The 25,305-nt window shown below is 68.4% G+C and carries 27 protein-coding genes and 1 pseudogene; 13 read left to right on the forward strand and 15 right to left on the reverse strand.

Annotation, left to right across the window (positions count from 1 at the left end; translation table 11 throughout):
- Positions 1 to 17: 17 nt before the first annotated feature.
- From AC52GN_RS09030 to AC52GN_RS09045, 4 genes are all read right to left on the reverse strand, one after another.
- Positions 18 to 320 (reverse strand): hemolysin, encoded by a 303-nt coding sequence (locus tag AC52GN_RS09030; RefSeq protein ID WP_346486556.1) that lies wholly within the window; start codon positions 318 to 320, stop codon positions 18 to 20.
- A 16-nt stretch (positions 321 to 336) separates the two neighbouring features.
- Positions 337 to 618 (reverse strand): hypothetical protein, encoded by a 282-nt coding sequence (locus AC52GN_RS09035; RefSeq protein WP_312218424.1) that lies wholly within the window; start codon positions 616 to 618, stop codon positions 337 to 339.
- Between the two features lie 98 nt (positions 619 to 716).
- On the reverse strand, positions 717 to 1,178 hold the full coding sequence (locus AC52GN_RS09040) for a DNA polymerase III subunit chi (protein ID WP_291774301.1): 462 nt from the start codon (positions 1,176 to 1,178) through the stop codon (positions 717 to 719).
- A 25-nt stretch (positions 1,179 to 1,203) separates the two neighbouring features.
- A complete protein-coding gene (locus AC52GN_RS09045; protein WP_496526822.1) occupies positions 1,204 to 2,679 on the reverse strand; it encodes a leucyl aminopeptidase in 1,476 nt (491 codons plus the stop codon).
- Between the two features lie 156 nt (positions 2,680 to 2,835).
- Between AC52GN_RS09045 and AC52GN_RS09050 the strand changes: the two genes are divergently transcribed.
- From AC52GN_RS09050 to AC52GN_RS09095, 10 genes and pseudogenes are all read left to right on the forward strand, one after another.
- Positions 2,836 to 3,969: an LptF/LptG family permease gene (locus tag AC52GN_RS09050; protein ID WP_496526823.1), complete on the forward strand. Its 1,134-nt coding sequence runs from the start codon at positions 2,836 to 2,838 to the stop codon at positions 3,967 to 3,969.
- Positions 3,970 to 4,013: 44 nt separating this feature from the next.
- Positions 4,014 to 4,691 (forward strand): annotated as a pseudogene (locus tag AC52GN_RS09055) (LptF/LptG family permease); the annotation flags it as partial.
- Positions 4,615 to 5,070, forward strand: coding sequence for an LptF/LptG family permease (locus AC52GN_RS09060; RefSeq protein WP_496528795.1), 456 nt, complete (start codon positions 4,615 to 4,617; stop codon positions 5,068 to 5,070). The pseudogene AC52GN_RS09055 and the gene AC52GN_RS09060, both read left to right, overlap by 77 nt.
- A gap of 63 nt (positions 5,071 to 5,133) precedes the next feature.
- Positions 5,134 to 7,596, forward strand: a complete 2,463-nt coding sequence (locus AC52GN_RS09065) for an LPS-assembly protein LptD (protein WP_496526824.1) — start codon at positions 5,134 to 5,136, stop codon at positions 7,594 to 7,596.
- Positions 7,597 to 7,707: 111 nt separating this feature from the next.
- Positions 7,708 to 9,072 carry a peptidylprolyl isomerase gene (locus AC52GN_RS09070; RefSeq protein ID WP_291774290.1) on the forward strand — a complete coding sequence of 455 codons (1,365 nt, stop codon included), beginning with the start codon at positions 7,708 to 7,710 and terminating at the stop codon, positions 9,070 to 9,072.
- A complete protein-coding gene (gene pdxA / locus AC52GN_RS09075) occupies positions 9,069 to 10,088 on the forward strand; it encodes a 4-hydroxythreonine-4-phosphate dehydrogenase PdxA (RefSeq protein ID WP_496526825.1) in 1,020 nt (339 codons plus the stop codon). Before AC52GN_RS09070 ends, pdxA begins: the two co-directional genes overlap by 4 nt.
- Before the next feature lie 61 nt (positions 10,089 to 10,149).
- Complete coding sequence (locus AC52GN_RS09080) at positions 10,150 to 10,563, forward strand: DUF559 domain-containing protein (RefSeq protein ID WP_496526826.1); 414 nt, start codon at positions 10,150 to 10,152, stop codon at positions 10,561 to 10,563.
- Entirely contained in the window at positions 10,560 to 11,366 is an 807-nt protein-coding gene (gene rsmA, locus AC52GN_RS09085) for a 16S rRNA (adenine(1518)-N(6)/adenine(1519)-N(6))-dimethyltransferase RsmA (RefSeq protein ID WP_312218431.1), read from the forward strand. The genes AC52GN_RS09080 and rsmA overlap by 4 nt, the downstream gene beginning before the upstream one ends.
- Positions 11,363 to 12,520, forward strand: coding sequence for a pyridoxal phosphate-dependent aminotransferase (locus AC52GN_RS09090; RefSeq protein WP_496526827.1), 1,158 nt, complete (start codon positions 11,363 to 11,365; stop codon positions 12,518 to 12,520). Before rsmA ends, AC52GN_RS09090 begins: the two co-directional genes overlap by 4 nt.
- A 36-nt stretch (positions 12,521 to 12,556) precedes the next feature.
- Positions 12,557 to 13,597, forward strand: a complete 1,041-nt coding sequence (locus AC52GN_RS09095; protein ID WP_496526828.1) for a L,D-transpeptidase family protein — start codon at positions 12,557 to 12,559, stop codon at positions 13,595 to 13,597.
- Here the strand turns inward: AC52GN_RS09095 and AC52GN_RS09100 are convergent.
- The 11 genes from AC52GN_RS09100 to AC52GN_RS09150 form a co-directional block, all read right to left on the reverse strand.
- Positions 13,594 to 14,046, reverse strand: a complete 453-nt coding sequence (locus tag AC52GN_RS09100; RefSeq protein WP_291774275.1) for a nucleoside deaminase — start codon at positions 14,044 to 14,046, stop codon at positions 13,594 to 13,596. The genes AC52GN_RS09095 and AC52GN_RS09100 overlap by 4 nt on opposite strands.
- Before the next feature lie 5 nt (positions 14,047 to 14,051).
- Positions 14,052 to 14,693, reverse strand: a complete 642-nt coding sequence (gmk, locus tag AC52GN_RS09105) for a guanylate kinase (protein ID WP_291774272.1) — start codon at positions 14,691 to 14,693, stop codon at positions 14,052 to 14,054.
- Positions 14,683 to 15,570, reverse strand: a complete 888-nt coding sequence (locus AC52GN_RS09110; protein WP_496526829.1) for a YicC/YloC family endoribonuclease — start codon at positions 15,568 to 15,570, stop codon at positions 14,683 to 14,685. The genes gmk and AC52GN_RS09110 overlap by 11 nt, the downstream gene beginning before the upstream one ends.
- Positions 15,567 to 16,760 carry an endolytic transglycosylase MltG gene (mltG, locus tag AC52GN_RS09115; RefSeq protein WP_496526830.1) on the reverse strand — a complete coding sequence of 398 codons (1,194 nt, stop codon included), beginning with the start codon at positions 16,758 to 16,760 and terminating at the stop codon, positions 15,567 to 15,569. The genes AC52GN_RS09110 and mltG overlap by 4 nt, the downstream gene beginning before the upstream one ends.
- Before the next feature lies 1 nt (position 16,761).
- Positions 16,762 to 18,042, reverse strand: coding sequence for a beta-ketoacyl-ACP synthase II (fabF, locus tag AC52GN_RS09120; protein ID WP_496526831.1), 1,281 nt, complete (start codon positions 18,040 to 18,042; stop codon positions 16,762 to 16,764).
- Positions 18,043 to 18,162: 120 nt separating this feature from the next.
- Positions 18,163 to 18,402 carry an acyl carrier protein gene (locus tag AC52GN_RS09125; RefSeq protein ID WP_003165440.1) on the reverse strand — a complete coding sequence of 80 codons (240 nt, stop codon included), beginning with the start codon at positions 18,400 to 18,402 and terminating at the stop codon, positions 18,163 to 18,165.
- Between the two features lie 186 nt (positions 18,403 to 18,588).
- The gene (gene fabG, locus AC52GN_RS09130) at positions 18,589 to 19,329 is read right to left on the reverse strand and encodes a 3-oxoacyl-[acyl-carrier-protein] reductase (protein WP_343829516.1); all 741 of its coding nucleotides are present in this window, start codon (positions 19,327 to 19,329) and stop codon (positions 18,589 to 18,591) included.
- 174 nt (positions 19,330 to 19,503) lie between these two features.
- Positions 19,504 to 20,448, reverse strand: coding sequence for an ACP S-malonyltransferase (fabD, locus tag AC52GN_RS09135; protein ID WP_496526832.1), 945 nt, complete (start codon positions 20,446 to 20,448; stop codon positions 19,504 to 19,506).
- 226 nt (positions 20,449 to 20,674) lie between these two features.
- Positions 20,675 to 21,208, reverse strand: a complete 534-nt coding sequence (locus tag AC52GN_RS09140) for a metallophosphoesterase family protein (protein ID WP_496526833.1) — start codon at positions 21,206 to 21,208, stop codon at positions 20,675 to 20,677.
- The gene (locus tag AC52GN_RS09145; RefSeq protein ID WP_496526834.1) at positions 21,118 to 22,104 is read right to left on the reverse strand and encodes a purple acid phosphatase family protein; all 987 of its coding nucleotides are present in this window, start codon (positions 22,102 to 22,104) and stop codon (positions 21,118 to 21,120) included. Before AC52GN_RS09145 ends, AC52GN_RS09140 begins: the two co-directional genes overlap by 91 nt.
- Before the next feature lie 101 nt (positions 22,105 to 22,205).
- Positions 22,206 to 23,474, reverse strand: coding sequence for an Nramp family divalent metal transporter (locus tag AC52GN_RS09150; protein WP_346521792.1), 1,269 nt, complete (start codon positions 23,472 to 23,474; stop codon positions 22,206 to 22,208).
- Between the two features lie 244 nt (positions 23,475 to 23,718).
- Between AC52GN_RS09150 and rpsF the strand changes: the two genes are divergently transcribed.
- From rpsF to rplI, 3 genes are read left to right on the forward strand one after another with little or no spacing between them, the layout of a single operon-like run.
- Positions 23,719 to 24,096, forward strand: coding sequence for a 30S ribosomal protein S6 (gene rpsF / locus AC52GN_RS09155; RefSeq protein WP_291776060.1), 378 nt, complete (start codon positions 23,719 to 23,721; stop codon positions 24,094 to 24,096).
- A gap of 11 nt (positions 24,097 to 24,107) precedes the next feature.
- Positions 24,108 to 24,383, forward strand: coding sequence for a 30S ribosomal protein S18 (gene rpsR / locus AC52GN_RS09160; RefSeq protein WP_003167100.1), 276 nt, complete (start codon positions 24,108 to 24,110; stop codon positions 24,381 to 24,383).
- A 1-nt stretch (position 24,384) separates the two neighbouring features.
- Complete coding sequence (gene rplI, locus AC52GN_RS09165) at positions 24,385 to 24,969, forward strand: 50S ribosomal protein L9 (protein WP_291774221.1); 585 nt, start codon at positions 24,385 to 24,387, stop codon at positions 24,967 to 24,969.
- Positions 24,970 to 25,305: the final 336 nt, after the last annotated feature.

The following is a 25,305-nucleotide window of genomic DNA, read 5'->3' on the forward strand; positions in this document are numbered from 1 at the left end:
CGGATATTCCAGGGACCTTACCCGCAGCTGACGCGCGTCACGACTTCCGTCTTGTCGTCGTAGGTGAAGGTCACGCGGTTATCCCGATAATCCATGGTCGCCGCGCAGCTGCTGCACAGGACGCGGAAGATGCGGCCTTCCGGCGCGGTCGGAATGGTCGAGCGGTTGCGACCGACATAGTCCTGATAATCGCTGGCCTTGCAGGCGACGGGCGTGGCCTCGCCGCCCGGCGTCGGCGTCGCGCCGCCGCCCTGGGTCGGGGCGCAGGCGGCCAGAGCGAGGAAGCCCGCAGCGGCGCTCAGGGTCAGAATGGATTTCATGGCGGCGTCCTTTCGATCAGCCGCAGCGGACCTGTTCGATCAGGCCCGTCTGCCTATTATAGAAAATATTCAAACGGTAAGGCGAATAATCTTCAGTGATGGGGCAGGTCGTGCAGGCAACGCGCCGGTTCACCACATCCACCGGAACGGGGATTTCGCTGCGGGGTTTCCCAACCAGCCACTGAAACTCATCAGCGTTGCACATCTTCGCCCCAGCCGCAGCAGAACGATCCGAACCTGAACGGGCTGAAGTCGCCACGCCCGGTTCAGAGAGATAGGGCCGCTCGGTCGGCGACACAGGCGGCGGCGCCGTCGCAGCGGGCGCGGTCGGCTGCGTGGGATAGCGCGGCGGGGGCGAGGCGCAGGCCGCCACGGTCAGAGCGCCGAGCGTCAGGATCAGGCCGCCTTTTCCCAGCGCCCCTCGTCCGATTGTTTCCAGTAGGCCAGGTCGGCGCCGTCCGCCTTCAGCGTCCGCCAGCGCCCGCGCGCATGGTTCAGCGCCTGCTCGTCCCGACCGTCGAAGATGATGAAGCAACGTGCGAACTCCTGCATGGCCCCAAGCTCTGAATCATCGACGATGAACAGCGCCTGAGCGCCATTCAGATTCTCGCCCGATTCGGACAGGAGCACAGGCTGGCGCGCGGCGTGGTCGCCGTCGGCCCGTCCGTGAGGCAGGAAACTGTCGTCGCGATAGGTCCACAACAGCTCGTCGATATCGTCGAGCCGGTGCGAGGTCGCACCCCGGATCAGGGCGCGCCAGCCCCGCTGAAGCGTGCGCTCCAGCAAGGTCGGCAGCACCTGTTCCAGCGTGGACCGCTCCAAGTGGTAGAACCAGATTTCCGGCTTGGCGTCAGACACCCGGCCCTACCTTCCTGAACTGAGATCAGCCTTCGTAGTGGTCGGCGACCATGCGGTCGAGCAGACGCACGCCATAACCCACGGCGCCGTCCGGCACGGTCGGGTTCTTGGAATCCTTGACCCAGGCCGTCGAGGCGATGTCGATGTGCGCCCACGGCACGCCGTTGGTGAAGCGTTGCAGGAACAGGGCGGCGGTGATCGAGCCGCCGGCGCGGCCGTTGCCCATGTTCTTCACATCGGCGATTGGGCTGTCGATGTGGCGGTCGTATTCGGCCGGGATCGGCATCCGCCACGACTTCTCGCCCACCTTGGGACCGGCGTCGGCGATGTTGGCGGCCAGTTCGTCGCTGTTGGAGAAGACGCCCGCATATTCCAGGCCCAGCGAGATGATGATGGCGCCCGTCAGGGTGGCCAGGTCGATCATGAACTTCGGCTTGAAGCGGTCCTGCGTGTACCAGAGCGCGTCCGCCAGAACGAGGCGGCCCTCGGCGTCGGTGTTCAGCACCTCGATGGTCTGGCCCGACATGGAGGTGACCACGTCGCCCGGGCGCTGGGCGGCGCCGTCCGGCATGTTCTCGACCAGGCCCAGGACGCCGACCACGTTGACCTTGGCCTTCCGACCGGCCAGGGCGTGCATCAGGCCCGCCACGGCGGCGGCGCCGCCCATGTCCCACTTCATCTCTTCCATGCCGTCGGCGGGCTTCAGGCTGATGCCGCCGGTGTCGAAGCAGACGCCCTTGCCGACGAAGGCGATGGGGGCCTCGCCCGCCTTGCCGCCGTTCCACTGGATGACGGCCAGCTGGCTTTCACGCACCGAGCCCATGCCGACGCCGAGCAGCGAGCCCATGCCCAGCTTCTCCATCTCGGCCTCGCCCAGGATCTCGACCTTGGCGCCCAGGGCCTCCAGCTCCTTCACGCGGCGCGCGAACTCGGCCGGGTACAGGATGTTGGCGGGCTCAGACACCAGATCGCGCGAGAACAGCACCGCGTCAGCCACGGCCGACAGCGGGGCGAAGGCGGCCTCGGCGGCCTTCACGTCCGAGGTCACGACGCGCACGGTCGTCACCGACGGGATCTTCTCGGCCTTCTGCTTGGTCAGGTATTTGGCGAAGCGATAGGCGGCCAGGCGCACGGCGAAACCGGCGCGGGCGGCCAGTTCCGGCGACAGGTGCGAGACATCGATCGTCAGGACTTCGGCGCCCGACAGCTTGGTCGCCTGATAGGCGGCGGCGGCGGCGGTTTCGACCGCCAGATCGTCCAGCTTGTCCGCCGCGCCCGCGCCGACCAGCAGGACGGCGTTCGCGTCGATCCCGGCCGGGGCCGCGACGTTCAGGCTGCTGTTGGCGGCGCCGGTGAAGCGGCTGTTCTTCATCGCCTTGGCCAGGGCGCCCGAGGCGACCTGATCCAGCGCCGAACCGGCGCCGGCGAGGGCTCGTCCTTCATGCGCCAGCACGGCAAGAATCTCGGCGGCGCCGGGCGAAGCGACGAATTCGATTTTCATTAAACTGACTCCAGGCCGGAAATCTGCCCCGGCCACGCTTGAATTTGCCATGGTCGCGGCGACGGTTTCGTCGGGGCGGCCGGATGTGTATTACATGGCTCGCATCGCCCTGGGCTGCAACACGCTGGCAGCCGATTATACGACCTTACCCGCCGCATGACCCTGATTCAGAGGTATCTTTTCCGCCAGATCGGTCTGCCCATCGTGGCGGCGGTCGCGGCGCTGGCCGGCATCGGCCTGCTGAGCCAGAGCCTGGATCAGCTGGAGGTCATCGTCGAGCGCGGCCAGAGCGTCTGGGTCATGGTCAAGCTGACCCTGCTGGCCCTGCCGCAGCTGATCGCCGTCATCCTGCCCATCGGCCTGTTCGTCGGCGCCCTGATCGCCCTGACGCGGCTGCAGCGGGAACAGGAGCTGACCGCCGCCTACGCCGCCGGGGTCAGCCGGTGGGCCCTGATCCGGCCCGCCCTGCAGATCGCCCTGATCATCACGGTCGTCGCCCTGCTGGTGAACGTCTTCGTCCAGCCCTGGGCCCAACGCGAGGGCCGCCGCCAGGCCTTCGCCATCCGCACCGACCTGGCCGCCCTGCTGGTCGAGGAAGGCCGCTTCGTCCAGGGCCCTGACGGCCTGACCGTCTACGTCCAGCAGATCGAGCAGAACGGTCTGATGAAGAACCTCTTCGTCTACCTGGACAACGGCAAGACGGTCACGACCTGGGACGCCGACACCGCCCGTTTCGGCCGCGTCGACGGTCTGCCGGTGCTGACCATGCAGAACGGGTCGATGCAGCGCTATTCCTCGCGCGAGGTGCTGAACCAACTGTCGTTCGACCAGCAGGTGTTCGACCTGTCGCCCTACGCCAAGACCACTGAGCGCATCCGCTTCAAGCCGTCGGACCTGTGGCTGACCGACCTGTTTGATCCGACTCCCGCCCTGCTGGAGAGCGCCGGAACACGCGGCGAACTGGCGGCCGAGGGCCATTCGCGACTGGCCTCGCCCCTCTATGCTCTCGCGGCCATGGCCTTTGCGCTGGCGGCGATCCTGGGCGGGGCCTTCAGCCGCAGCGGCTACGCCGGACGCATCGCTAGGGCCGCCGGGGCCTTTCTGATCCTGCGCGTCATCGGCTACGGCCTGGTGGCGGGGAGCGCCTGGAACGGCGCGCTGAACATCCTGCAATACGTCGTGCCGCTGGCGGCGACCGCCCTGGCCCTGCGCATCCTGTTCCGCGCGCTCAAGCCGCGCCGTCGCCGCGCCTGGGCGCCGCTGGAACGCCTGAAGGCGAGGTTCGCATGAAGCTCCGTCTCGGCCGCATCGAACGCTATGTGCTGATCCAGCAGATGAAGTCGCTGGGCGTGGCCCTGGCCGTCATCGCCGCCCTGGTCATGCTGATCGACTTCGTCGAGGTCTCGCGCGGGCTGAACTCGTCGGGCGAACTGTCAGGCGGGCGCATCCTGGGCCTGGTGATGGTCAAGTCGCCCTCGGTCATCGTGCAGCTTCTGCCCTTCGTCTTCCTGTTCGGCACCCTGGGGGCCTTCGTCAGCCTGAACCGGCGCAGCGAGCTGATCGCCATGCGGGCGGCGGGCGTCTCGGCCTGGCGCTTCGTCCTGCCGGCGGCGGGCGCGGCGGTGGCCCTGGGCGTCCTGACGGTCACGGTTCTGGGGCCGATGGCGGCGGCGGGCGACGCGGTGTGGCAGCGCGAACGCGCCCGCATCTCCGGCTCCGTCCCCGGCGGCGCGTCCAACGAGGCGGTCTGGCTGCGCGAGGGCGACGCCAACCGCCAGATGATCATTCGCGGCGCCCGGCAGGAACAGGCCAGCGGGCGGCTGCTGGACGCGACCTTCTTCATCTACACCACCACCTCCTCGGGGCGGCGCGTCTTCACCGAGCGCATCGACGCGGCGACGGCCTCGCTCAACGCCGGGCGCTGGCGGCTGACCGATGCGGCGGGCGCTCAAACGGGCCAGCGAGCGGTGCGCTACGCCACCCTGGACCTGCCGTCCAACCTGGCCGACGAGGAAGCCTTCCAGCGCTTCGCCCGACCGCAGTCGACGCCCTTCTGGTCCCTGCCCAACCAGATCTCGCCGCATCGAGGACGCGGGCTTCGCCTCGACCGCCTATCAGCTGCGGCTGCAGCAGCTTCTGGCCACGCCCCTGATCTTCGGCGCCATGTCCATCCTCGCGGCGGCCTTCTCGCTGCGGCTGATGCGGCTGGGCGATCTGGCGCGGATGACCGTGGCCGCCGTGGTGCTGGGCTTCGCCTTCTTCTTCCTGAACCAGTTCTCGTCCGCCATGGGTTCGGCCGAGGTCGTTCCGCCCGTGATCGCCGCCTGGTTGCCCCCGATATTGACGGCTCTCGCCGCCTTTACCTTGCTGATCTATACCGAAGACGGCTAATCGGGCCGTTTCCGCCCGGCCGGCAATGAGTGGACAACGCATGACCAATCGCCGTCTCCCCCTATGGGAGCCTTGCGTCTTCGGCTTTTGACCGGCGCGGCGTTGGTCATAGGCGCGCCCCTGTCTCAGCCTGCGTTCGCCCAGGCCCAGGAAGCCCCCGCCTCCGCCTCGGCGCAGCCGGCGGCCGCGACGCCGCAGACGCCGGGCGCAGACGGCCTGACGCCCGACGCCGTCTTCGTCGATGCGGATTCCGCCCAGCGCCAGGGCGACGTCGTCTCAGCCCAGGGCTCGCCCGAGGATCGGGTCATGGCCCGCTTCCAGGACCACAGCCTGCGCGCCCAGGACGTCACCTATGACCTGCAGAACCGCATCGCCACGGCCTCGGGCGACGCGGAGCTGACCGCGCCGGACGGCTCGGTCGTCCACGCCGAGCGGATCGAGCTCGATTCCGATCTCAAGGCGGGCGTGGCCGTCGATCTGGCCACGCGCCTGTCGAACGGCTCCAGCCTGATGGCCGCCACCGCCGTGCGGCGCTCCGAGACGGTCAGCGAGCTGAACAACGTCATCTTCACCCCCTGCCCCATCTGCACCGTGGACGGCGCGGCCAAGACGCCCAGCGTCTCCATCCAGGCCTCCAAGGCGGTGCAGAACGAGGAGCTGCGCGCGATCCTCTATCGCGACGTGGTGTTCCGCCTGGGCGGGGTGCCGATCTTCTACCTGCCCGCCTTCTCGCATCCTGACCCGACGGTGGACCGGGCGTCGGGCTTCCTGGTGCCGTGGGGCGACTATCAGTCCGGCCGGGGCGTCTCGCTCGAGATTCCCTATCTGCACGTCATCTCGCCGTCCGAAGACGTGCTGGTCAGCCCGCAGTTCAACACCCGGGTCGCCCCCATGCTGAACCTGCAATGGCGCAAGCGATTCACCGACGGCGTCATCGTGGCCCGCGGCGGGGCCACCTACGGCCGCAGCTTCGGCGACTTCGACCTGGACGGCGACGGCCGCGCGGAAAGCAACGTCCGCTTCGGCGACAAGACCACGCGCAGCTATCTGCTGGCTCACGGCGCATTCGATCCGGACGGCCCGTGGCGCTGGGGCTTCACGGCCGAGCGCGTCTCGGACAAGACCCTGTTCGACCGCTATGACGTGCGCGACGCCTATCAGGACAACGGCCTCTACTACGGCGACAGCCGCCGCCTGATCAGCCAGATCTACGCCGAGCGCCAGACCGAGCGCTCCTATCTGTCGGTCGCGGCCTTCGCCATGCAGAGCCTGCGGCTCGATCCGTCCTATTCGGACACCGACTTCCGCGATTCCAGCGGCTATCTGGTGTTCGAGGACGACAACACCCTGCCGCTGGTGGCGCCCCTGATCGAGGCGCGCTGGGAGCCGGAAGGCCCCGTCTTCGGCGGCCGCCTGCGTCTGCGCGGCTCGGCCGTGGCGCTGACCCGTGACGCCTATGTCGGCTTCCCGACCCTGGCGCCGGAGCTGATTCCGGGCGGCCCGACCGACGGCCTGCCCGGCGTCGACAGCCGTCGCGTCACCGGCCAGGCGGAATGGCGCCGGGTGATGATCTCGCCGATCGGCCTGCGATGGGAGCCGTTCGTGGACCTGCGCGCCGACTTCTATTCGGTGGACGACCTGCCGCCCTCCCTGGGCGTCGAGGACCAAACCCACGCCCGCGCGCGGACCAGCGCCGGGGTCGACGTCAGCTATCCCCTGTATCGCCGCCTCAGCGCCTCGTCCGACCTGATCCTGGAGCCGATGGCCCAGCTGTCGATCTCCAACAAGGCCGACCTCGACCCGCTCATTCCGAACGAGGACAGCCAGATCACCGAACTGGACCACCTGTCGCTGTTCCGCATGGACCGCTTCCCCGGCTACGACCTGCTGGAAGGCGGCCTGCGCTTCACGGCGGGCGCCCGCGCCACCCTGCGCTGGGACGATGTGCGCTCGGCCAGCCTCTTCATCGGCCGCAGCATGCGCGCCGACGATCAGGACGAATATCTGACGCCGATCCCGGATGATCCGACCCGCCTCTACGACCCCTCGGGCCTGGCCAGCCGGACGTCCGACTGGGTGGTGCAAGGCACGTTCAATCCCTCGGACCGAATGCGCGGCTGGTTCCACGCCACGGTCGACGGCAACGGCGAAATCCGCCGCGCCGAGGCCACGGTCGACGGCCGCTGGGGGCGTCGCAACCTGGCCAGCGTCAGCTACATCGTCGATCGCTCCAACCCGCTGGGCGGACCCGAGAACCGCAACTACGAGTTCGTCCAGCTGTCCGGTCATCAGTTCGTCTACGGCAACTGGGGCGTGGCGGTGACCGGGATCGCCGACCTGGAGCGGGACATCATCACCCGGTCGGAGGTCGGCCTGCTGTTCGACGACGACTGCTTCCGCATCGAGCTGGGTTGGCGCCGCGACAATACCCGCGTGCGGCCGACGGGCCCGGCCGAAGGTGTTTACATCCGTCTTAACCTCGCCACTTTTGGGGCTTCAGGCTATGATCGCAATGATATGCGGTAGGCATGACGCGCATTGCGGCGTAGGGGAACATGCGCCCTGGCGCTGTGGCGCGGCCAGCGCCGCCGACAGGCTCGGGACCGCTTTAGGGAATCAGGACTGACGATGGGTTTGATGCGTTACTCTACGGGAGCCGCCCTGGCCGCCCTTATGGTCGTGGCGGCCGTGGAGCCTTCCTCGGCTCAAACTCCGGCGTCTCCCGCTCCTGCGCAGGCCGCGCCCCAGACGCCGGCCGCCGGCGCCCTGAACCCCGCCGCCGAGGAAGCCCCTCAGCGCACGGCCCCCGCGCCGCAGTTCCGCCTGTCCGACGGCATCATCGCGACGGTCAACGACCGCATCATCACCGGCTTCGACCTGCGCCAGCGGATGCTGGTGCTGATGGCCATGACCCAGGTCCAGCCGACCGAAGAGAACATCGGCGCCATCCAGCAGCAGGCGCTGAACGATCTGATCGACCAGCACCTGCAGGCCGCCGAACTCGCCAAGTTCGAGCAGTTGAAGATCGGCGACGACGAAGTCGATCAGGAAATCGCCGACATGGCGCGTCAGGCGGGCACGACGCCGGCCAACTACGTCAACTTCCTGGAACAGGGCGGCATCAGCATTCCCGCCTTCCGCGAGCAGATGCGCACCGAGATCGGCTGGCGCGAACTGGTCGGCGGCCGCTTCCGCGACCGCGCCCGCGTCGGCAAGAGCCAGGTCGATCAGACTATGCGCCAGATGACCGAGTCGGCGACCAAGCCTCAGTATCTGATCGGTGAAATCTACCTGGAGGCCGCTCGCGTCGGCGGGATGCAGGAAGCCATGAGCGGCGCCCAGCAACTGGTCCAGCAGATGATCCAAGGCGCCCCCTTCATGGCCGTGGCGCGTCAGTTCTCGGCCGCCCCCTCGGCCGCCCGCGGCGGCGACGCCGGCTGGGTGGTCCAGGGCACGGTCCAGCCCGCCCTGCAGTCGGTCATGGAAACGCTGGAGCCGGGCCAGTTGTCGAACCCGATCCCGGTCGATGGCGGCGTCTACATCCTCTACATGCGCGACAAGCGCTCGGGCGCCTCGACCAGCATGGTCAAGATGAAGCAGGTCATGGTCGAACTGCCGGAAAACGCCGACGAGGCTCAGGTCGCCGCCGCAACCCAGCGCCTCGAAGCCCTGCGCGGCCAGCTGACGTGCGACAACATCCTGACCCGCGCGCGGTCCGAGCCGGGCCTGCTGGGCGCCGACCTGGGCGAGAGCGACGTCGCGGATTTGTTGCCGCAGTTCCAGCAGGTCGCCCGCTCGGCCGAAGTCGGTTCGATCAGCACGGCGGTCCGCACCCCGCTGGGCGTCCACCTGCTGGCCGTCTGCGACCGTCGCCTGGGCGGCCCTGACGCCCCCTCGGCGCAACAGGTCGAGGCCCGTCTGCAGAACCAGAACTACGCCATGCTGGGCCGCCGCTATCTGCGCGACCTGCGGGCCGACGCCCTCATCGAAATCAAGCAATGACGATGAACCGGCCGCTCATCGTCACGATGGGCGACCCTGCCGGGGTAGGGCCGGAAATCATCGGGCGCGCCTGGTCGGTGCTGGGCTCCGCGCCCGGCCCGCTGGCGCCGGTCGTGCCCTTCGTCGTCGTCGGCGACGCTGAGGTGCTGAAGGCGCAGGGCCAGCCGGTGGAAGCCGTCCTCAGCCCTGCCGACGCCGCCGGCGTCTTCGGCCGCGCCGTCCCCGTCCTGCACCATCCGGCGCCCGCGCCGGTGACGGCGGGCCAGCCTGAACCCGCCAACGCCGTCGCCGTGGCCGACTGGATTGAGCGCGGCGTCGATCTGGTGCTGTCGGGCGAAGGCTGCGGCTTGGTGACGGCGCCGATCGCCAAGGCGCCGATGTACGCCTCCGGCTTCCGCTTTCCGGGCCATACCGAGTTCATCGCCGAACTGACCGCCGACGTCCCCTTCAGCGGCACGCGCGGCCCGGTGATGATGCTGACGGCGAAAGACCTGCGCGCCTGCCTCGTCACCATCCATGTGCCGATCGATCAGTTGCCCGAACTGGTGACGGGCGAGCGCGTCGCCCGCGTCGCTCGCGTCGTCCACGAATCGATGAAGCGCGACTTCGGCATCGCCGCGCCGCGCCTGGCCATGGCCGCCCTCAACCCCCACGCGGGCGAAGGCGGCGCCATCGGCCTGCAGGAGGTGACGGTGCTGCGCCCCGCCGCCGAGGCCCTGCGCGCCGAGGGACTGAACATCACCGATCCCCTGCCCGCCGACACCCTGTTCCACGAGGAAGCACGGGCGCGCTACGACGCCGTGGTCTGCCTCTATCACGATCAGGCGCTGATCCCGGTGAAGACGCTGGACTTCTGGGGCGGGGTGAACGCCACCCTTGGCCTGCCCATCGTCCGCACCTCGCCCGACCACGGCACCGGCTTCGACATCGCCGGCAAGGGCGTCGCCCGCGCCGACAGCTTCATCGCCGCCGTCCGCCTGGCTTCCGAGATGGCGTCCGCCCGCGCCAACCGATAGCCTTCTCCCCTCGGGGGAGAAGGTGGGCGACGGAACCGCTCGGATGAGGGGGCGGCCGGCCATGTGGCAAACGCCGGACCGAACGAAGCGCGCCCGCCGACAACGGCGAGCCCTCACCCGCGCCGAGGAAATATTTTGGCGGATTGTCCGCGACCGCCGCTTCGATAACCTCAAGTTTCGTCGACAGACGCCTGTCTGCGGCGTGATCTGCGACTTCGCCTGCACGGAAATTCGACTCGTCGTAGAACTGGACGGCGGCGTCCATAAGCTTCATGAGGCGCAGGATGCCGAACGTGACGCCAGACTGGAGCAGGCGGGATTTATGGTGCTGAGATCGGGCAATGAGGCCTTCCTGTCCGACCCTAACGTCCTGTTGGGCGCGATCCGCCTTCGTGCGGCGCAGAGGCGGACCCAGCCCCCTCATCCGAGCGGCTCCGCCGCCCACCTTCTCCCCCGAGGGGAGAAGGAGAAGTGACCTTGCCCTCCCTGCGTGAAACGCTCGACGCCCACGGCCTGTCGGCCAAGAAGAGCTTCGGCCAGCACTTCCTGCTGGACCTCAACGTCACGCGGAAGATTGTCCGCTATGCCGGGCCGTTCGACGGCCGCGCCGTCATCGAGGTCGGTCCCGGCCCAGGCGGCCTGACCCGCGCCCTGCTGGAAAGCGATGCGGGCAAGGTGGTGCTGGTCGAGAAGGACCCGCGCTTCATCCCCCTGCTGTCCGAACTGGACGACGGCTCGGGCCACCTGACCATTGTCGAGGCCGACGCCCTGAAGGTGAGGGAAGCCGAACTGGTCGAGGGACCCGCGCATCTGGTCTCCAACCTGCCCTACAACGTCGGCACGCCGCTGTTGATCAAGTGGCTAACCGGGCCGTGGACGCCGTGCGCCCTGACCCTGATGTTCCAGAAGGAGGTCGCCGAGCGCGTGGTGGCCCAGCCGGGCGAGGACGCCTACGGCCGCCTGGCCGTCATCAGCCAGGCCGTGGCCGAGGCGCGCATCGTCATGCACCTGCCCGCCGCCGCCTTCACCCCGCCACCCAAGGTGGCGTCGGCCGTGGTTCATCTGATACCGTTGAGCGAGCGCCCCGCCCCCGACCGCCTGAAGCGGCTGGAACGGGTCACGGCGGCCGCATTCGGCCAGCGTCGCAAGATGCTGCGCTCCAGCCTGAAACAACTTGGCGGCGCCGCCCTGTGCGAGGCCGCTGGAATCGAACCCGACGCCCGCGCCGAGACCATCGACGTGGCGGGCTTCCTCAGATTGGCCGACGCTTTGACATGACAGTAGAAATCGAACCCTTCCGCGCCATCGCCATCAGCCGCATCGCTCACGCGATGAAGGCCGAAGGCCAGTCGGTCATCCATATGGAGTTCGGCCAGCCCTCGACCGGCGCCCCCAGCCGCGCCCTCGCCGAGGCGCACCGCGTGATCGACGCCGAGGCCGGCGGCTATTGGGAAAGCCCCCTGTTGCGCGCCCGCGTGGCCAAGCTGTACAAGGACCGCTACGGCGTCGTCATCGACCCCGAGCGCGTCATCATGACCGCCGGCGCCTCGCCCGCCCTGGTGGTGGCGCTGAACATGCGCTTCGCCCCCGGCGACCGCGTGGCCATCGCCCGGCCCGGCTATGTCGCCTATCGCAACACGATGAAGGCCCTGCACATCGTGCCGCAAGAGATCGACTGCGGCGCCGACGTGCGCTTCCAGCTGACGGCTCAGGCCCTGCGTGACCTCGACCCGGCGCCCCAGGGCGTCATCGTCGCCAGCCCGGCCAACCCGACCGGCACCGTCATCGCCGAGGACGAGCTGAAGGCCATCGTCGAGGTCTGCCGCGAGCGGAACATCAGCATCATCTCGGACGAGATCTATCACGGCATCACCTACGGCCACGACACGCCCTGCATGCTGCAGTTCGACGACAAGGCCATGATCGTCAACAGCTTCTCCAAATACTGGAGCATGGCGGGCTGGCGGCTGGGCTGGCTGATCCTGCCGGAAGAAGAGGTCCAGCAGGCCCGCGCGCGCATGGGCAACATGTTCCTGACGCCGCCGACGCTCAGCCAGTTCGCCGGGCTGGCCGCCATGGACTGCGAGGAAGAGCTGGAAGCCAACATCGACGTCTATCGCGCCAACCGCGAGCTGATGCTGAAGGCCCTGCCCGCCATGGGCCTGCGCTCGATCGCGCCGCCGGACGGCGCCTTCTACATCTATGCCGACATCGGCCACCTGACCAACGACAGCATGGCCTTCTGCGAGACCCTGGTGCGCGAGACGGGCGTGGCGACGGCGCCGGGCCTGGACTTCGACCCGGTCAACGGCAACCGCTTCATCCGCTTCAGCTTCGCCGTCTCGACGCCCGAGATCGAGGACGCCCTGGCCCGCCTGAAGCCCTTCTTCGCCGCCCGCACCGAGGCCGCGCAGGAACAGCGGAACGCCTAGAAGCGTTCGACAAGCCCCGAAACCTTCGGAGCTTTCATGTCGAAACCGCGCCTCGCCGTCTCCACCCTGCCCTTCGTCCTGGCCGCCCTCACGGCCTGCGGATCACCGACCGAGACGCCGAGGCCCGAACAGCCTCCGGTCGCCGAAACCACCGCCTCGCCCCTGACCCGCGAGGCGGTCGAGGCCGCCGTGTTCGAATCCGTCCCGGCCCCCGTCGAGGGTCAACCCGCACGGCCCGACGCGGCGACGGCGCGCGCTCAGATCCTGCTGGACCGCGCCAATTTTTCGCCCGGCGTGATCGATGGTCTGGGCGGCGACAACACGCGCCAGGCGATCGCCGCCTTCGAAAAGGCCGCCGGCTTGCCCCAGGACGGGGTGCTGGACGCCGAGGTCTTCCGCCGCCTGACCGCCGGCGACGACGGCCGGGTCCTGACCGACTACACGATCACCGCCGCCGATCTGGCGGGTCCCTTCATCGGCCAGCTTCCGGCCAATCTGACCGACATGGCCAGGCTCCAGACCGTCGGCTACGCCACGCCGCTGGAGATGCTGGCCGAGAAGTTCCACATGACCGAGGGCCTGCTGCAGGCGCTCAACCCCGGCGCCGACTTCGGCAAGGCGGGCCAGCCCCTCGTGGTGGCCGCCGTGGCCCAGACCGATCTGGCGGGCGACGTGGCCCATATCGTCGTGGACAAGGCCGAGCGTTCGGTGCGGGTCTATGATGCGGCGGACAGGCTGCTGGCCTTCTATCCCGCCACCATCGGCAGTTCGGCGCGCCCGGCGCCGTCGGGCGAGCTGAGCGTCGTCGGCGTCGCGCCCGAGCCCAACTACACCTACGACCCGGATCGGGTCAGCTATGACCGGGGCGACCGCAAGGTCATCGTGCCGCCGGGGCCGAACAATCCGGTCGGCTCGGTATGGATCGACCTGTCGCGCGACACCTACGGCATCCACGGCACGCCGGACCCGTCCAAGGTCGGCAAGACCTTTTCCAGCGGCTGCGTGCGCCTGACCAACTGGGACGCCGAACAACTGGCCTCCAAGGTCAAGCCCGGCGTGCGCGTGACCTTCCGCTAGGCGGCGTAAAGCTCCGCCGCCGTCCGACCGGGCGCGTCCAGTTGCGTCAGCGGCAGCGGCGGCGGGTCCAGCGTCACGCCTAGCGCCTGATACGTCGCCGCGCTGGAGAAGCCGTAGGGCTCGGCGTCCGCATTGCTGAAGGCGTAGTAGACGGCGCTGACCCGCGTCATCACCGCCGCCGCCAGGCACATGGGGCACGGGTGACCGCTGGCGTAGAGGACCGCGCCCGACAGGTCGACACCGCCCAGCGCCGGCCCAGCCTGACGCAGGGCCTCCATTTCCGCGTGGGAGCTGGGATCGTTCGTCGCCAGCATCCGGTTGACGCCGCTGGCGACCAGCGCCCCGTCCTTGACCAGCACCGCGCCGAACGGCCGACCGCCCGCCTTGACGTTCTCCAGCGCCAGATCGACGGCCTGGGCCAGCCAGCGGCGGTGTTCGTCCTCGTTCATCGGCGTCAGACCACTTCCTTCAGCAGGGCCTGCTTGTAACCTTCGACCCACAGATTGCGACGACGGCAGCTGCGCTCGGCGTGATAGATGTGGGCCAGCTCGGCGTACGACCGGTCGAAGTCCTCATTGACCAGCACATAGTCGAAGTCGTCGCAGTGCTCGATCTCGCCCTTGGCGTTGGCGACGCGGCGCTCGATCACGTCCTCTGCGTCCTGAGAGCGCGTCACCAGGCGACGGCGCAGTTCCTCAAGGCTGGGCGGCAGGATGAAGACCCGTACGGCGTCGCCGGGGCATTTGGCGGCCACGTCGCGGGCGCCTTGCCAGTCAATGTCGAACAGGACGTCGCGCCCTTCCGCCAGCGCCCGCTCGACCGGGGCGGCCGGGCTGCCGTAGCGGTTGCCGTGCACATCGGCCCATTCCAGAAAGGCGTCGGCGTCGATCAGGCGCTGGAATTCTTCTTGGCTGACGAAGTTGTAGTCGCGCCCGTCCACCTCGCCCGGACGGATGTCGCGGGTGGTCATGGAGACCGACAGCTCCAGCCCCTTGTGGTCGGCCATCAGGCGGCGGCACAGCGAGGTCTTTCCGGCCCCCGACGGACTGGCCACGATCAGCAGGACGCCACGGCGGGGGGTGCGGTTATTCGACATTCTGAACTTGTTCTCGAAGCTGCTCGATGACGGCCTTCAACTCCAGGCCGATTCCGGTGAGCGCGGTCGTAGCGGATTTCGAACAGAGGGTGTTCGCCTCACGCATGAATTCCTGCATCAGGAAGTCGAGTTTTCGACCGGCGGGGGGTTGCTGCAACAGTGCGCGGGCCGAGGCGACGTGGGCCGTCAGCCGATCCAGTTCCTCGCGCACATCGGCCTTGGTCGCCAGCGCGGCGGCCTCGAGGAAGACGCGCTCTTCCAGACCCGGCGCGTCGGGGGCCAGTTCGCTGATGCGGCGGGTGAAGCGCTCGCGGATGGCCTCAACCTGGGCCGACGCCTCCAGTTCGGCGCGCGCGACCAGGGCCTCGATGGTCCCGACAAAGTCGTGGATGACCGGCGTCAGTTGCTCGCCTTCGCGCAGGCGCGAGGCCTTCAGCGCATCCAGCGCCCGTTCGACCGTGGCGGCCATGGCGGCCTCAAGCGCAGCGCGAGCCTCGGCGTCCTCATCTTCCTCGGCGACCTCGATGACGCCGCGCAGGGCCAGCAGGCCGTCGGCCGAGGGCGGGGTCGCCCCCTCCTCCGCCAACTGGTTGGCCAGCCGCAGATAGGTCGCCAGCACCGTCTCATTGACGCGCGGCGCGGGCTCGGCTCCCTCGGCGCGCTTGGCTTGCAGGCCCAGCGTCACCTGCCCCCGGTTCAGCCGCGCCTGAGCCGCCGCCTTGGCCAGCCGCTCCAGATTGTCGAAGCCGTGCGGGCCGCGAAAGCGCGTCTCCAGCGAGCGCCCGTTGACCGAGCGCGCCTCGACCGTCCAGGTCCAGCCGTCCAGCGTCCCGTCGGCGCGGCCGAAGCCGGTCATGCCTGAAATCAAGTTGCTCATCGTCCGGCCTCCGTCGGCACGCGAATGACCTTGGCGCCCGGCGGGATGGCGAGGGGCGGCGCGGCCTCGTCCGTCATCGGCGCAGGCGAGGTTTCCGGCGCGCTCTCCCCCGCCGCCAGACCGGCCTTGCGGCGCTCGATCTCGCGCCAGCGCGCCACGTTCAGCAGATGCTCCTGATAGGTGCGGGCGAAGACGTGGCCGCCCGTGCCGTCGGCGACGAAGAAGACATATTCCGAACGCGGCGGGTTCAGCACGGCCTTCAGCGCCTCCTCGCCCGGATTGGCGATGGGCGTCGGCGGCAGGCCGTCGATCAGATAGGTGTTCCACGGCGTCGGTCGACGCAGCTCCGACAGCAGGATGCCCCGCCCCAGCGGCCGCCCCTTGGTCACGCCGTAGACGATGGTCGGGTCGCTCTCCAGCCGCATCCCCAGACGCAGGCGGTTGGTGAAGACGGCCGCCACCTCGGGCCGTTCGGAGGCGATGCCCGTCTCCTTCTCGACGATGGAGGCCAGGACGACCGCCTCTTCCGGCGTCGTGACCACCGTGGCGGGCGAGCGGGCGGCCCACAGCGTCTCCAGCTTGGTCTTTGCGGCGCGCTGCATCCGGGCGACGACGGCGGCGCGGGTCTCGCCGCGCGTAACCTCATAGGTCTCCGGCCACAGGCTGCCCTCGGGCGGAACCTCGACCTCGCCGGTCAGGACCGGCTGCTTCATCAGGATGTCGACCGCCTGGGCGCTGGACCAGCCCTCGGGCAGGGTCACGTAATGGCGCACCGCCTTGCCGTCGACCAGCAGGCCCACCACGGTCGCCAGAGAGGCGCCCGACGGCACCTCATACTCGCCCGCGCGGATCTTGCGGTCGGCGCCGGTCAGGCTGATCGCCGCGCGGAACAGGTCGGTGGAGCGGATCACCCCCGCCGATTTCAGATTGGCCGCGATGGCCGGAACGCCCGCCCCGGACGGCAGGGTGACGATGGTCGCCTCGCCTTCCGCCGCTCTCGGTCCCGGTCCCCAGTAGATGGCCCACAGCGCCACCAGCGCCGCGACGAGGAACAGTCCCAGCGTCCCGGCGGCGGTGATCAGGCCGACGCCGAGGCCGGAACGCCCCGCCCCGCCCCCGCCGCCCTTTTTCGGAACGCGCGACTTGGGAATGCGAACCTTGGGAGTGCGGCGGGACGGAGCCTTGGCCAAGTCAGTCGACCTTCTTGAAGATCACGGCCGCATTGGTGCCGCCGAAGCCGAAGCTGTTGGACATCGCCACGTCGATCTTCTTGGCCTTGCCCTTGTGCGGGATCAGGTCGATCGGCGTCTCCATCTCCGGGTCGTCCAGGTTGATGGTCGGCGGCGCCATCTGATCGCGGATGGCCAGGACCGAGAAGATGCTCTCGATCGCCCCGGCGGCGCCCAGCAGGTGACCCGTCATCGACTTGGTGGACGACACGGCCAGATCCTTGGCGTGATCGCCGACCAGACGTTCGACCGCTTTCAGTTCGATCCAGTCGGCCATGGTCGAGGTGCCGTGGGTGTTGACGTAGTCGAGGTCCGACGGCTGCATCCCGGCGCGCTTCAGCGCCGCCTTCATCGCCCGCAGGCCGCCGTCGCCGTCTTCCGAGGGAGCGGTGATGTGATAGGCGTCGCCGCTCATGCCGTAACCGACGACCTCGGCGTAGATCTTGGCCCCACGCGCCTTGGCGTGTTCGTACTCTTCCAGAACCATGACGCCCGCGCCCTCGCCCATGACGAAGCCCGCATGGCCGCGGTCATAGGGACGCGAGGCCTTCTCCGGCGTGTCGTTATAGGCGGTGCACAGGGCCTTGCAGGCCAGGAAGCCCGCGATGCCGATCGGCACGACCGAGCTTTCGGCGCCGCCCGCCACCATGACCTCGGCGTCGCCCAGGGCGATCATCCGGGCCGCGTCGCCGATGGCGTGGGCGCCGGTGGCGCAGGCCGTGACGACCGAGTGGTTCGGACCCTTCAGGCCGTGGCGGATCGAAATCTGGCCCGACGCCAGGTTGATCAGGGCCGAGGGGATGAAGAAGGGGCTGACCCGGCGGACGCCCTGTTCCTTCAGCACGATGGCGGTGTCGGCGATGGGGCCGAGGCCGCCGATGCCCGAACCGACCATGACGCCGGTGGCGCATTTGTCGTCTTCCGATTCCGGCTTCCAGTCAGCGTCGGCCAGCGCCTCGTCCGCCGCCGCGATGGCGTACAGGATGAAGTCATCGACGCGCTTGCGGTCCTTGGCCGACATCACCTGATCGGGATCGAAGACGCCGGGCTGACCGGCTTCGCCGCCGCCGCGTCCGTCAACGCTGGGCACCTCGCCCGCGATGGTGCAGCCATAGCCTTCGGTGTCGAAGGCGGTGATCGGACGGATGCCCGAGCGACCGTCCAGAATGCCCTTCCAGACATGCTCGACGCCCGTGCCCAGCGGAGTGACCAGGCCCAGGCCCGTGATGACGACGCGGCGCATGGTTCGCGCTCCTTCTTGGTCAGAATCGTAGCCAGAAACACTAATGGCCGCCGGACGGTCCCGCTAGGGTCCCGTCACGGCGGCCATCAGCTTGGTTAAGTGCGACGGATCGCAGCCGGATCAGGCGGCCAGCTTCTCGTCGATGAACTTCACCGCGTCGCCGACGGTCTGGATGTGCTCGGCGGCGTCATCCGGGATTTCGACGTCGAATTCTTCTTCGAAGGCCATGACCAGTTCGACGTTGTCGAGCGAGTCGGCGCCCAGGTCGTCGATGAAGGAAGCCTTCTCGGTGACCTTGTCCGGATCGGCGTCCAGGTGGTCGATCACGATCTTGCGGACGCGTTCGAGGGTGTCGGACATGAGTGTCTCTCTTGCCTGTTTGAAATCGCCGTGATGGCGGGTCTTGGGTTGCTTCGCCGTGTCACGGCTGCCTGCCGGGATCAAGCCTCAATGAGACTCACCCCCGAAAGACGTCCGTGCCCTTTAGCACAGGGTGCGGAAGTGGAAATAGTCTGTTGCGCGTCGTGATGACACTTCACGCTGCGATCAAATCATCGCCATGCCGCCGTTGACGTGCAGCGTCTGGCCGGTGACGTAGGCCGCTTCATCCGACGACAGATAGACGGCGGCCGAGGCGATTTCGTCGCCCGCGCCCAGACGTCCGGCCGGAATCTTCGACAGGATGGCCTCGCGCTGCTGGTCGTTCAGCACGTCGGTCATCGGCGAGGCGATGAAGCCCGGCGCGATGCAGTTGACCGTGATCCCCCGCGAGCCGACTTCCTGGGCCAGCGACTTGGAGAAGCCGATCATCCCGGCCTTGGAGGCGGAATAGTTGGTCTGACCGGGGTTGCCGGTGACGCCGACCACCGAGGTGATGCCGATGATGCGGCCCGAACGGCGCTTCATCATCCCCTTCACCACCGCGCGGGTCAGGCGGAAATAGGACTCCAGGTTGATCTGGATGACGGACTGGAAGTCCTCGTCCTTCATCCGCATCAGCAGGCCGTCCTTGGTGATGCCGGCGTTGGCGACCAGGATGTCCAGCGGCGCGCCCGCCGCCGTCTCGGCTGCGTTCACCAGATTATCGACCGATTCCGGGTCCGAAAGGTTCGCCGTGGCGAAGTGGGCGCGCTCGCCCAACTCCTTGGCCAGATCGGCCAGCACGGCTTCGCGCGTGCCGGACAGGACGACAGTCGCGCCTTGCGCGTGCAGGGCGCGGGCGATGGCTCCGCCGATGCCGCCGGTCGCGCCGGTCACGAGGGCGGTCTTTCCCGAAAGATTGAACATTGAAATCTCCTCTTCCTTCTCCCCTTGCGGGAGAAGGTGGCCCGTCAGGGCCGGATGAGGGGTCTTGCCGACCCCTGCCGTGTTTTCAACTTTGAGAGGCTCTGTCGGACTCGTCCGTGAGACCCCTCATCCGTCTGGCTGCGCCAGCCACCTTCTCCCGCAAGGGGAGAAGGATCAAAGGGTTTTCGCGAACGCTTCCAGCTCTTCAGCCGTGTTCAGCGCCAGGGCCTCGGCGTCGGGGGCGATGCGCTTGGCCATGCCGGTCAGCACCTTGCCCGAGCCGACCTCGACGAAGCCGGTCACGCCGCCTTCAGAGGCCATCCACTCCATGCTCTCGCGCCAGCGCACGCGGCCCGTCACCTGCTCGACCAGCAGGCGGCGGATGACCTCGGCGTCGGTTTCCGGCCGGGCGGTGACGTTGGCGACCACCGGCACGACGGGCGCGACGATCTTGGCGTCCGCCAGAGCAGCGGCCATCTCATCGGCGGCCGGTTGCATCAGCGGGCAGTGGAACGGCGCCGAGACGTTCAGCGGAATGGCCCGCGCGCCCAGCTCCTTGGCCTTTTCGATGGCCAGGTCCACAGCGGCCTTGTCGCCCGAGATGACGACGTTGCCCTTGTTGTTGTCGTTGGCGACGACGCAGACGCCAGCCGCCGAACCGGCCTTGGCGGCTTCCTCAGCCAGCGCAAGATCGGTCTTGGGGCCGATCAGCGAGGCCATCGCGCCCTTGCCCACCGGCACGGCGCGCTGCATGGCCTGACCGCGCAGCTTCAGCAGGCGGGCGGTGTCCGACAGGCTAATCGCGCCCGCCGCGGCCAGAGCCGAATATTCGCCCAGCGAGTGACCGGCGACGAAGGCCGCCCGCGCCACGTCGACGCCGAACTCGACCTTCAGCACCCGCGCCGTGGCGACGGACACGGCCATCAGGGCCGGCTGAGCGTTCTCGGTCAGGGTCAACTGATCCTCGGGCCCTTCACGCATCAGCTCGAACAGCTTCTGGTTCAGGGCGTCGTCCACCTCGGCGAAGACTTCGCGCGCGCTGGCGAAGGCCTCCGACAGGGCTACGCCCATGCCCACCGACTGGCTGCCCTGACCGGGAAAGAGAAGCGCGAGGCTCATCCGGGATCGTCCGTCATCCGTTGAATCAAGCCGCGAGGGGTAGGCGAATCCCTCCCCTACGGCAAGAAGGACGCCGCAGCTTTACCCCTCCTCCGCTCATCCCCGCGGAAGCGGGGACCCAGTGAGAGCGCCAGTCCAAAGCCCGTCCTGTCAGCCGCAGAGCTTTGAAGCCAGAGCACTGGATTCCGGCGTCCGCCGGGATGAGCGGAATTTGATGGCTTTGCCCTCAGTCCTTGATTTCCGCCGTGCAGGGGCGGTCGTCCGGCCCGGCCGCGCCGTCGCAACGACGCAGGGCCAGCAGGGTGTCCTGCGTCTCGATCAGCCGCTTTGTCCCATCGGCCTGCCGCTCCAGCGTGAAGGCGTCATACAGTCCGCCCGTCGCCGTGAAGGCGCGGAACGACAGGCGGTCCGCCTCGACGTCGATCAGCTGATACAGCTCCGTGTTCTCGGCCGCGCGCACCGGCTGCGTGTCCGCCCGGTCGTTCAGCCCGTACATCTTCGAGCCGGTGACGGAGACGACATAAACCGGCCCCTGCGGACGGCCCGCTGCGCTGTCGGCGCGCGAGGCTTCGGCCCCCGCAGGATTGGAAACGCGGCCGTAGCAATGATCGTGCCCCTGCAGCACCAGATCGATGTTGCGAGCGTCGAAGATCGGCTTCCAGGCGGCCTTCAGCTCTTCGGTGTCCTCGGGCCGGGCGCAGGTGTAGATCGGCTGGTGGAACAGGGCGACGTTCCAGCGCGCCGGGCTTTCGGCCAGCACACGGTCCAGCCAGCGCGTCTGGCTCCCCCAGCGCCCAGGTCGATCGCCGCCGTGCCGTCCAGCACGATGAAGCGCACGCCCTGATAGTCGACGTAATAGCTGGTCGCCTCGGCCCCCTCTGCCCCGTTGTCCGGCAGGGCGAACTGCAGCGGCCAGTGCGGCCCCAGAAGGCGCGATTCCTCGCCGTTCGGCAGAATGTGGTCGACGTATTCGTGATTGCCGCTGGCGGGCAGTTGCGGCGTCATGGCGAAGGCGCGGCCGCCGGCCTCGGTCCATTCGCCCCATTCGTCGTCGTGAACCTTGACCTCGCGCTGGGCCACCAGATCGCCCGCATGGACGACCAGGGCCGCCGGTCCCGCCTCCTTGAAGGCCGAGCGGATCACGCGCGACGCGACCTCGAGAATGTCGTTCTGGGTGTCCCCCAGATAGATGAAGCGGAACGGCGCGAACTCCGCCTTGGCCGTGCGGAACGGCAGCCATTCGCTCCAGCCGTCGGCGGCGCGCACGCGATAGACATAGCGCGTGTCCGGCTTCAGCCCGTCAAAGCGCGCCTGATGATAGAGGGCGCGGCCGTTCTCGTTCTCGATCGGCGCCGTGGTCCCGGCCACGGTCCGGGCGGCGAAGCCCAGCAGGGGGCCGTCGATCTCCTCGGCGATCTGGGCCTCGGCGGCGCTCTGGCGCGTGTCGGTGCGCCAGGCCACGGCGGCGCCGCGCGCAGCGTCAGCGGCCGGGCTCAGCACGATGCGGTCGGCCCAGCCCTTGGCCGCCCAGCGGCCGTTCGGCGCGTGCAGCGGCGGCGGCAGCGGATCGGGGTCCGGCGGCGCGACGACCTGCGCCATGGAGGGCGCGGCGGCCAGCAGAATAGACGCGGCCAAACAGGCGACGGACAGCTTCATGACGATGTTTCCCCGAACCGATATGGTCGAGGGCGAGGCCTAACGGCCCAATGCGACGGTTCGCCGGGGCTTTTGTGAAACTCCTGCGAGGAATAGGCCGCCTACGACGGGATCAGGCCCAGCAGCTCCTTGCCCGCCAGCACGGCGAACAGCAGGGCCGCCGCCCCCAGCATCAGGTTGGAAACCCAGCCGCTGCGCCATTTCTGCGGCGTTCGGGCGCTGTTCAGCAACCACAGAAGCGTCCCCGCCAGGAAGGGCATGAACAGGCTGCCCAACACCCCATATGCGACAATCAGCCCGAACGGCCGATCCATGAACAGCAGCAGCATCGGCGGGAAGGTCAGCCACAGGGCGTAGGCGCGGAACGCCCGGCTCTTGTCGCCGCGCGCCTTAGGGTCGTCGGACCGGCCGCGCACATGGGCGGTGAAGTCGGCGAACATCAGGCTGACGCCCTGCCACACGCCCAGCAGGCTTGAGAAGCTGGTGGCCCAGAAGCCGACCAGGAACAGGATGGAGATCGGCCGCCCGAACCGCTCGCGCAGCACCTGGTCCAGATCCAGCAGCCCGCGGTCCCCGCCCTGCAGGGCGATGCCCGCACTATAGAGCAGTTCGGCCCCGACGATCAGCATGGCGACGACGAAGACCCCGGTGACGATATAGGCGACTCGATTGTCCAGCCGCATCACCGCCATCCAGCCCGGCCCCTTCCAGCCCTTGGCGTTCAGCCAATAGCCATAGGCCGCCATGGTGATGGTGCCCCCCACCCCGCCGATCAGGCCCAGGGTGTAGAAGGCCGCCCCCTCCGGCAGGCTCGGCCACAGGCCGGTCAGCAGTTCCGGCAGGTTCGGGGTGACGATCACGGCCAGGCCGACGACGGTGACAAACATCACCCCGACGCAGGCCGTCATCACCTTCTCGAACAGGCCGTAACCGCCGAACCAGACGAAGATCAGCCCGGCGACGCCGCTCAGCATTCCCCAGGCCTTCAGGTCCAGCACGGGGAACAGCGCCGCCAGCGGCAGGGCCGTCGAGGTCATGGCCGCCGCGCCATAGACGAAGCCCCAGACCACCACATAGACGCCGAAATAGAGCCCGGCCCAGTTCAGCCGACCGTCCAGCCATCCGCCTCCCAGACTTGACCAGCCCTCGAACATCGTCCGCTCGCTGGACAGGGTCCACCGCCCCACGGCCTCGGCCAGGGCGATCTTCAGCACGGTCCCGATCACGGCGGCCCACAGCAGGGCGTAGCCGAAGCGCGATCCGGCGATCAGGGTGGCGACCAGATCCCCGGCGCCCACGCCGGTCGCGGCCACCACGATGCCCGGCCCGATCAGCGACCAGCGGTTCCTCGGCGTCGGCGTTTGCGTCATCCTGAGCGCTCCGGCTGCTTGATGCGCACCGTGCCGCGCTTCGCCGCCTCTGCCAATCGCGGGCGCAAAGGCCGCCGCGCCTTGCCCTGCCGGGGTTTTTCCCGTATAGGCGCGCCCTTTCCAGGGCTTCGGTCCTGCTGCGGAACGTCAAAGGGCCGGGAAACTCCCGTCCGCCGCGTCAGGAGCCATCGTGGACGAACTACCCGGTTCGCCCGCGCCGATGTCCGCCAAGGGAGAATGCCGCATGGCTCTTTACGAGCACACGGTCATGACGCGCCAGGATATCTCGGCGCAACAGGCCGAAGCGCTGAACGACACCATCAAGGCTCTGATCGAAGAAAACGGCGGCTCCGTCGCCAAGATCGAGTACTGGGGTCTGCGCAACCTGACCTACCGGGTCAAGAAGAACCGCAAGGCTCACTATTCGCTGATGGCCGTTGATTGCCCGCCGGCCGCCATGGCCGAAGTCGAGCGTCAGCTGTCGATCAACGAAGACGTGCTGCGTTGGCTGACCATCCGCGTCGAGGAACTCGACCTGGAGCTGTCGCCCCTGCTGGCCCGCCGCGAACGCGAGCGTGACCGCAGCGGCCCGCGCGGCGACGACGCCGCGGCTTCGGAATAAGGAACCGGATCATGACCGATACGACTGCCCCCATCCCGGGCGCTCCGGCCGGCTCCGGCCCGGCCCGTCGCCCCTTCTATCGTCGCCGCAAGGTTTGCCCGTTCTCGGGCGCCAACGCGCCGAAGATCGACTACAAGGACGTGAAGCTGCTGCAGCGTTACGTCTCCGAACGCGGCAAGATCGTGCCTTCGCGCATCACCGCCGTTTCCGCCAAGAAGCAACGCGAACTGGCCAAGGCCATCAAGCGCGCCCGCTACCTGGCCCTGCTGCCGTACGTGGTGAAGTAAGATGAAGGTCGTTCTGCTGGAACGCGTCGAGAACCTCGGCGCCATCGGCGACGTCGTCACTGTCAAGGACGGTTTCGCCCGTAACTTCCTTCTGCCGCGCGACAAGGCTCGTCGCGCCACGGAAGCCAACCTGAAGGCCTTCGAAATCGAGCGCGCCGCCATCGAGGCCCGCAACGAGAAGAACAAGGCCGAGTCGCAGAAGATCGCCGACAAGATCGACGGTCAGAGCTACGTCATGATCCGTCAGGCCGGCGAAACCGGCCAGCTGTACGGTTCGGTCGCCGGTCGCGACGTCGCTGAGGCCGTCCGCGCCGAAGGCGGCAAGGTCGAGCGCTCGCAGGTCGTCCTGAACACGGCGATCAAGACGCTGGGCGTCCACGAGGTGCTGGTCCGCCTGCACCCCGAGGTCTCGGCCACGGTCAAGATCAACATCGCCCGTTCGGCCGACGAAGCCGAGCGTCAGGCGAAGGGCGAGGACGTGATCCGCAGCCAGTTCGACGACGAGCGTCAAGCTGCTGATCAGGCCGCTCAGGAGCTGCTGGAAGGCGGCGCCGGCCAACAGGAAGGCTTCGGCGACGAAGCCTGATCCTGTCGCTTCGGCGAGATGATCGAGGGGCGCTTCCGCAAGGAAGCGCCCTTTTCTTTTCCGCCTTCACGCCCGCCGTTTAGTTTTTCTCACGCTAACCACACATAATCTCGATAGCCGTCGCCGCTTTCGCACCGCAATATCGCCATCGCCCGTCGCCCTTGACGGGCCAGGAGATGACGATGCGCCCCGGCCTTTACGCCCGACTGCATCGCCCGGTGATCCGACCGGCGCGATGTCCGTGCCCGCGACCCTGAGACCGCCCTCCCTGACCGGTCCGCCGCCGGTCTGCGGTTTGCGTTCGCCTTAAGAATTCCGCTTCCCGACGCGCCCGAC

It is taken from the genome of Brevundimonas sp. SS2672, assembly GCF_059579685.1.

Bases quoted from the DNA above. Each gene is read 5' to 3' on its own strand.
- AC52GN_RS09030 (WP_346486556.1), bottom strand. From the start codon at position 320: ATGAAATCCATTCTGACCCTGAGCGCCGCTGCGGGCTTCCTCGCTCTG.
- AC52GN_RS09045 (WP_496526822.1), bottom strand. From the start codon at position 2,679: ATGAAAATCGAATTCGTCGCTTCGCCCGGCGCCGCCGAGATTCTTGCC.
- AC52GN_RS09050 (WP_496526823.1), top strand. From the start codon at position 2,836: ATGACCCTGATTCAGAGGTATCTTTTCCGCCAGATCGGTCTGCCCATC.
- AC52GN_RS09060 (WP_496528795.1), top strand. From the start codon at position 4,615: ATGCGGCGGGCGCTCAAACGGGCCAGCGAGCGGTGCGCTACGCCACCC.
- AC52GN_RS09065 (WP_496526824.1), top strand. From the start codon at position 5,134: ATGGGAGCCTTGCGTCTTCGGCTTTTGACCGGCGCGGCGTTGGTCATA.
- AC52GN_RS09070 (WP_291774290.1), top strand. From the start codon at position 7,708: ATGCGTTACTCTACGGGAGCCGCCCTGGCCGCCCTTATGGTCGTGGCG.
- pdxA (WP_496526825.1), top strand. From the start codon at position 9,069: ATGACGATGAACCGGCCGCTCATCGTCACGATGGGCGACCCTGCCGGG.
- AC52GN_RS09080 (WP_496526826.1), top strand. From the start codon at position 10,150: ATGTGGCAAACGCCGGACCGAACGAAGCGCGCCCGCCGACAACGGCGA.
- AC52GN_RS09090 (WP_496526827.1), top strand. From the start codon at position 11,363: ATGACAGTAGAAATCGAACCCTTCCGCGCCATCGCCATCAGCCGCATC.
- AC52GN_RS09095 (WP_496526828.1), top strand. From the start codon at position 12,557: ATGTCGAAACCGCGCCTCGCCGTCTCCACCCTGCCCTTCGTCCTGGCC.
- AC52GN_RS09100 (WP_291774275.1), bottom strand. From the start codon at position 14,046: ATGAACGAGGACGAACACCGCCGCTGGCTGGCCCAGGCCGTCGATCTG.
- gmk (WP_291774272.1), bottom strand. From the start codon at position 14,693: ATGTCGAATAACCGCACCCCCCGCCGTGGCGTCCTGCTGATCGTGGCC.
- AC52GN_RS09110 (WP_496526829.1), bottom strand. From the start codon at position 15,570: ATGAGCAACTTGATTTCAGGCATGACCGGCTTCGGCCGCGCCGACGGG.
- fabF (WP_496526831.1), bottom strand. From the start codon at position 18,042: ATGCGCCGCGTCGTCATCACGGGCCTGGGCCTGGTCACTCCGCTGGGC.
- AC52GN_RS09125 (WP_003165440.1), bottom strand. From the start codon at position 18,402: ATGTCCGACACCCTCGAACGCGTCCGCAAGATCGTGATCGACCACCTG.
- fabG (WP_343829516.1), bottom strand. From the start codon at position 19,329: ATGTTCAATCTTTCGGGAAAGACCGCCCTCGTGACCGGCGCGACCGGC.
- fabD (WP_496526832.1), bottom strand. From the start codon at position 20,448: ATGAGCCTCGCGCTTCTCTTTCCCGGTCAGGGCAGCCAGTCGGTGGGC.
- AC52GN_RS09145 (WP_496526834.1), bottom strand. From the start codon at position 22,104: ATGAAGCTGTCCGTCGCCTGTTTGGCCGCGTCTATTCTGCTGGCCGCC.
- AC52GN_RS09150 (WP_346521792.1), bottom strand. From the start codon at position 23,474: ATGACGCAAACGCCGACGCCGAGGAACCGCTGGTCGCTGATCGGGCCG.
- rpsF (WP_291776060.1), top strand. From the start codon at position 23,719: ATGGCTCTTTACGAGCACACGGTCATGACGCGCCAGGATATCTCGGCG.
- rpsR (WP_003167100.1), top strand. From the start codon at position 24,108: ATGACCGATACGACTGCCCCCATCCCGGGCGCTCCGGCCGGCTCCGGC.
- rplI (WP_291774221.1), top strand. From the start codon at position 24,385: ATGAAGGTCGTTCTGCTGGAACGCGTCGAGAACCTCGGCGCCATCGGC.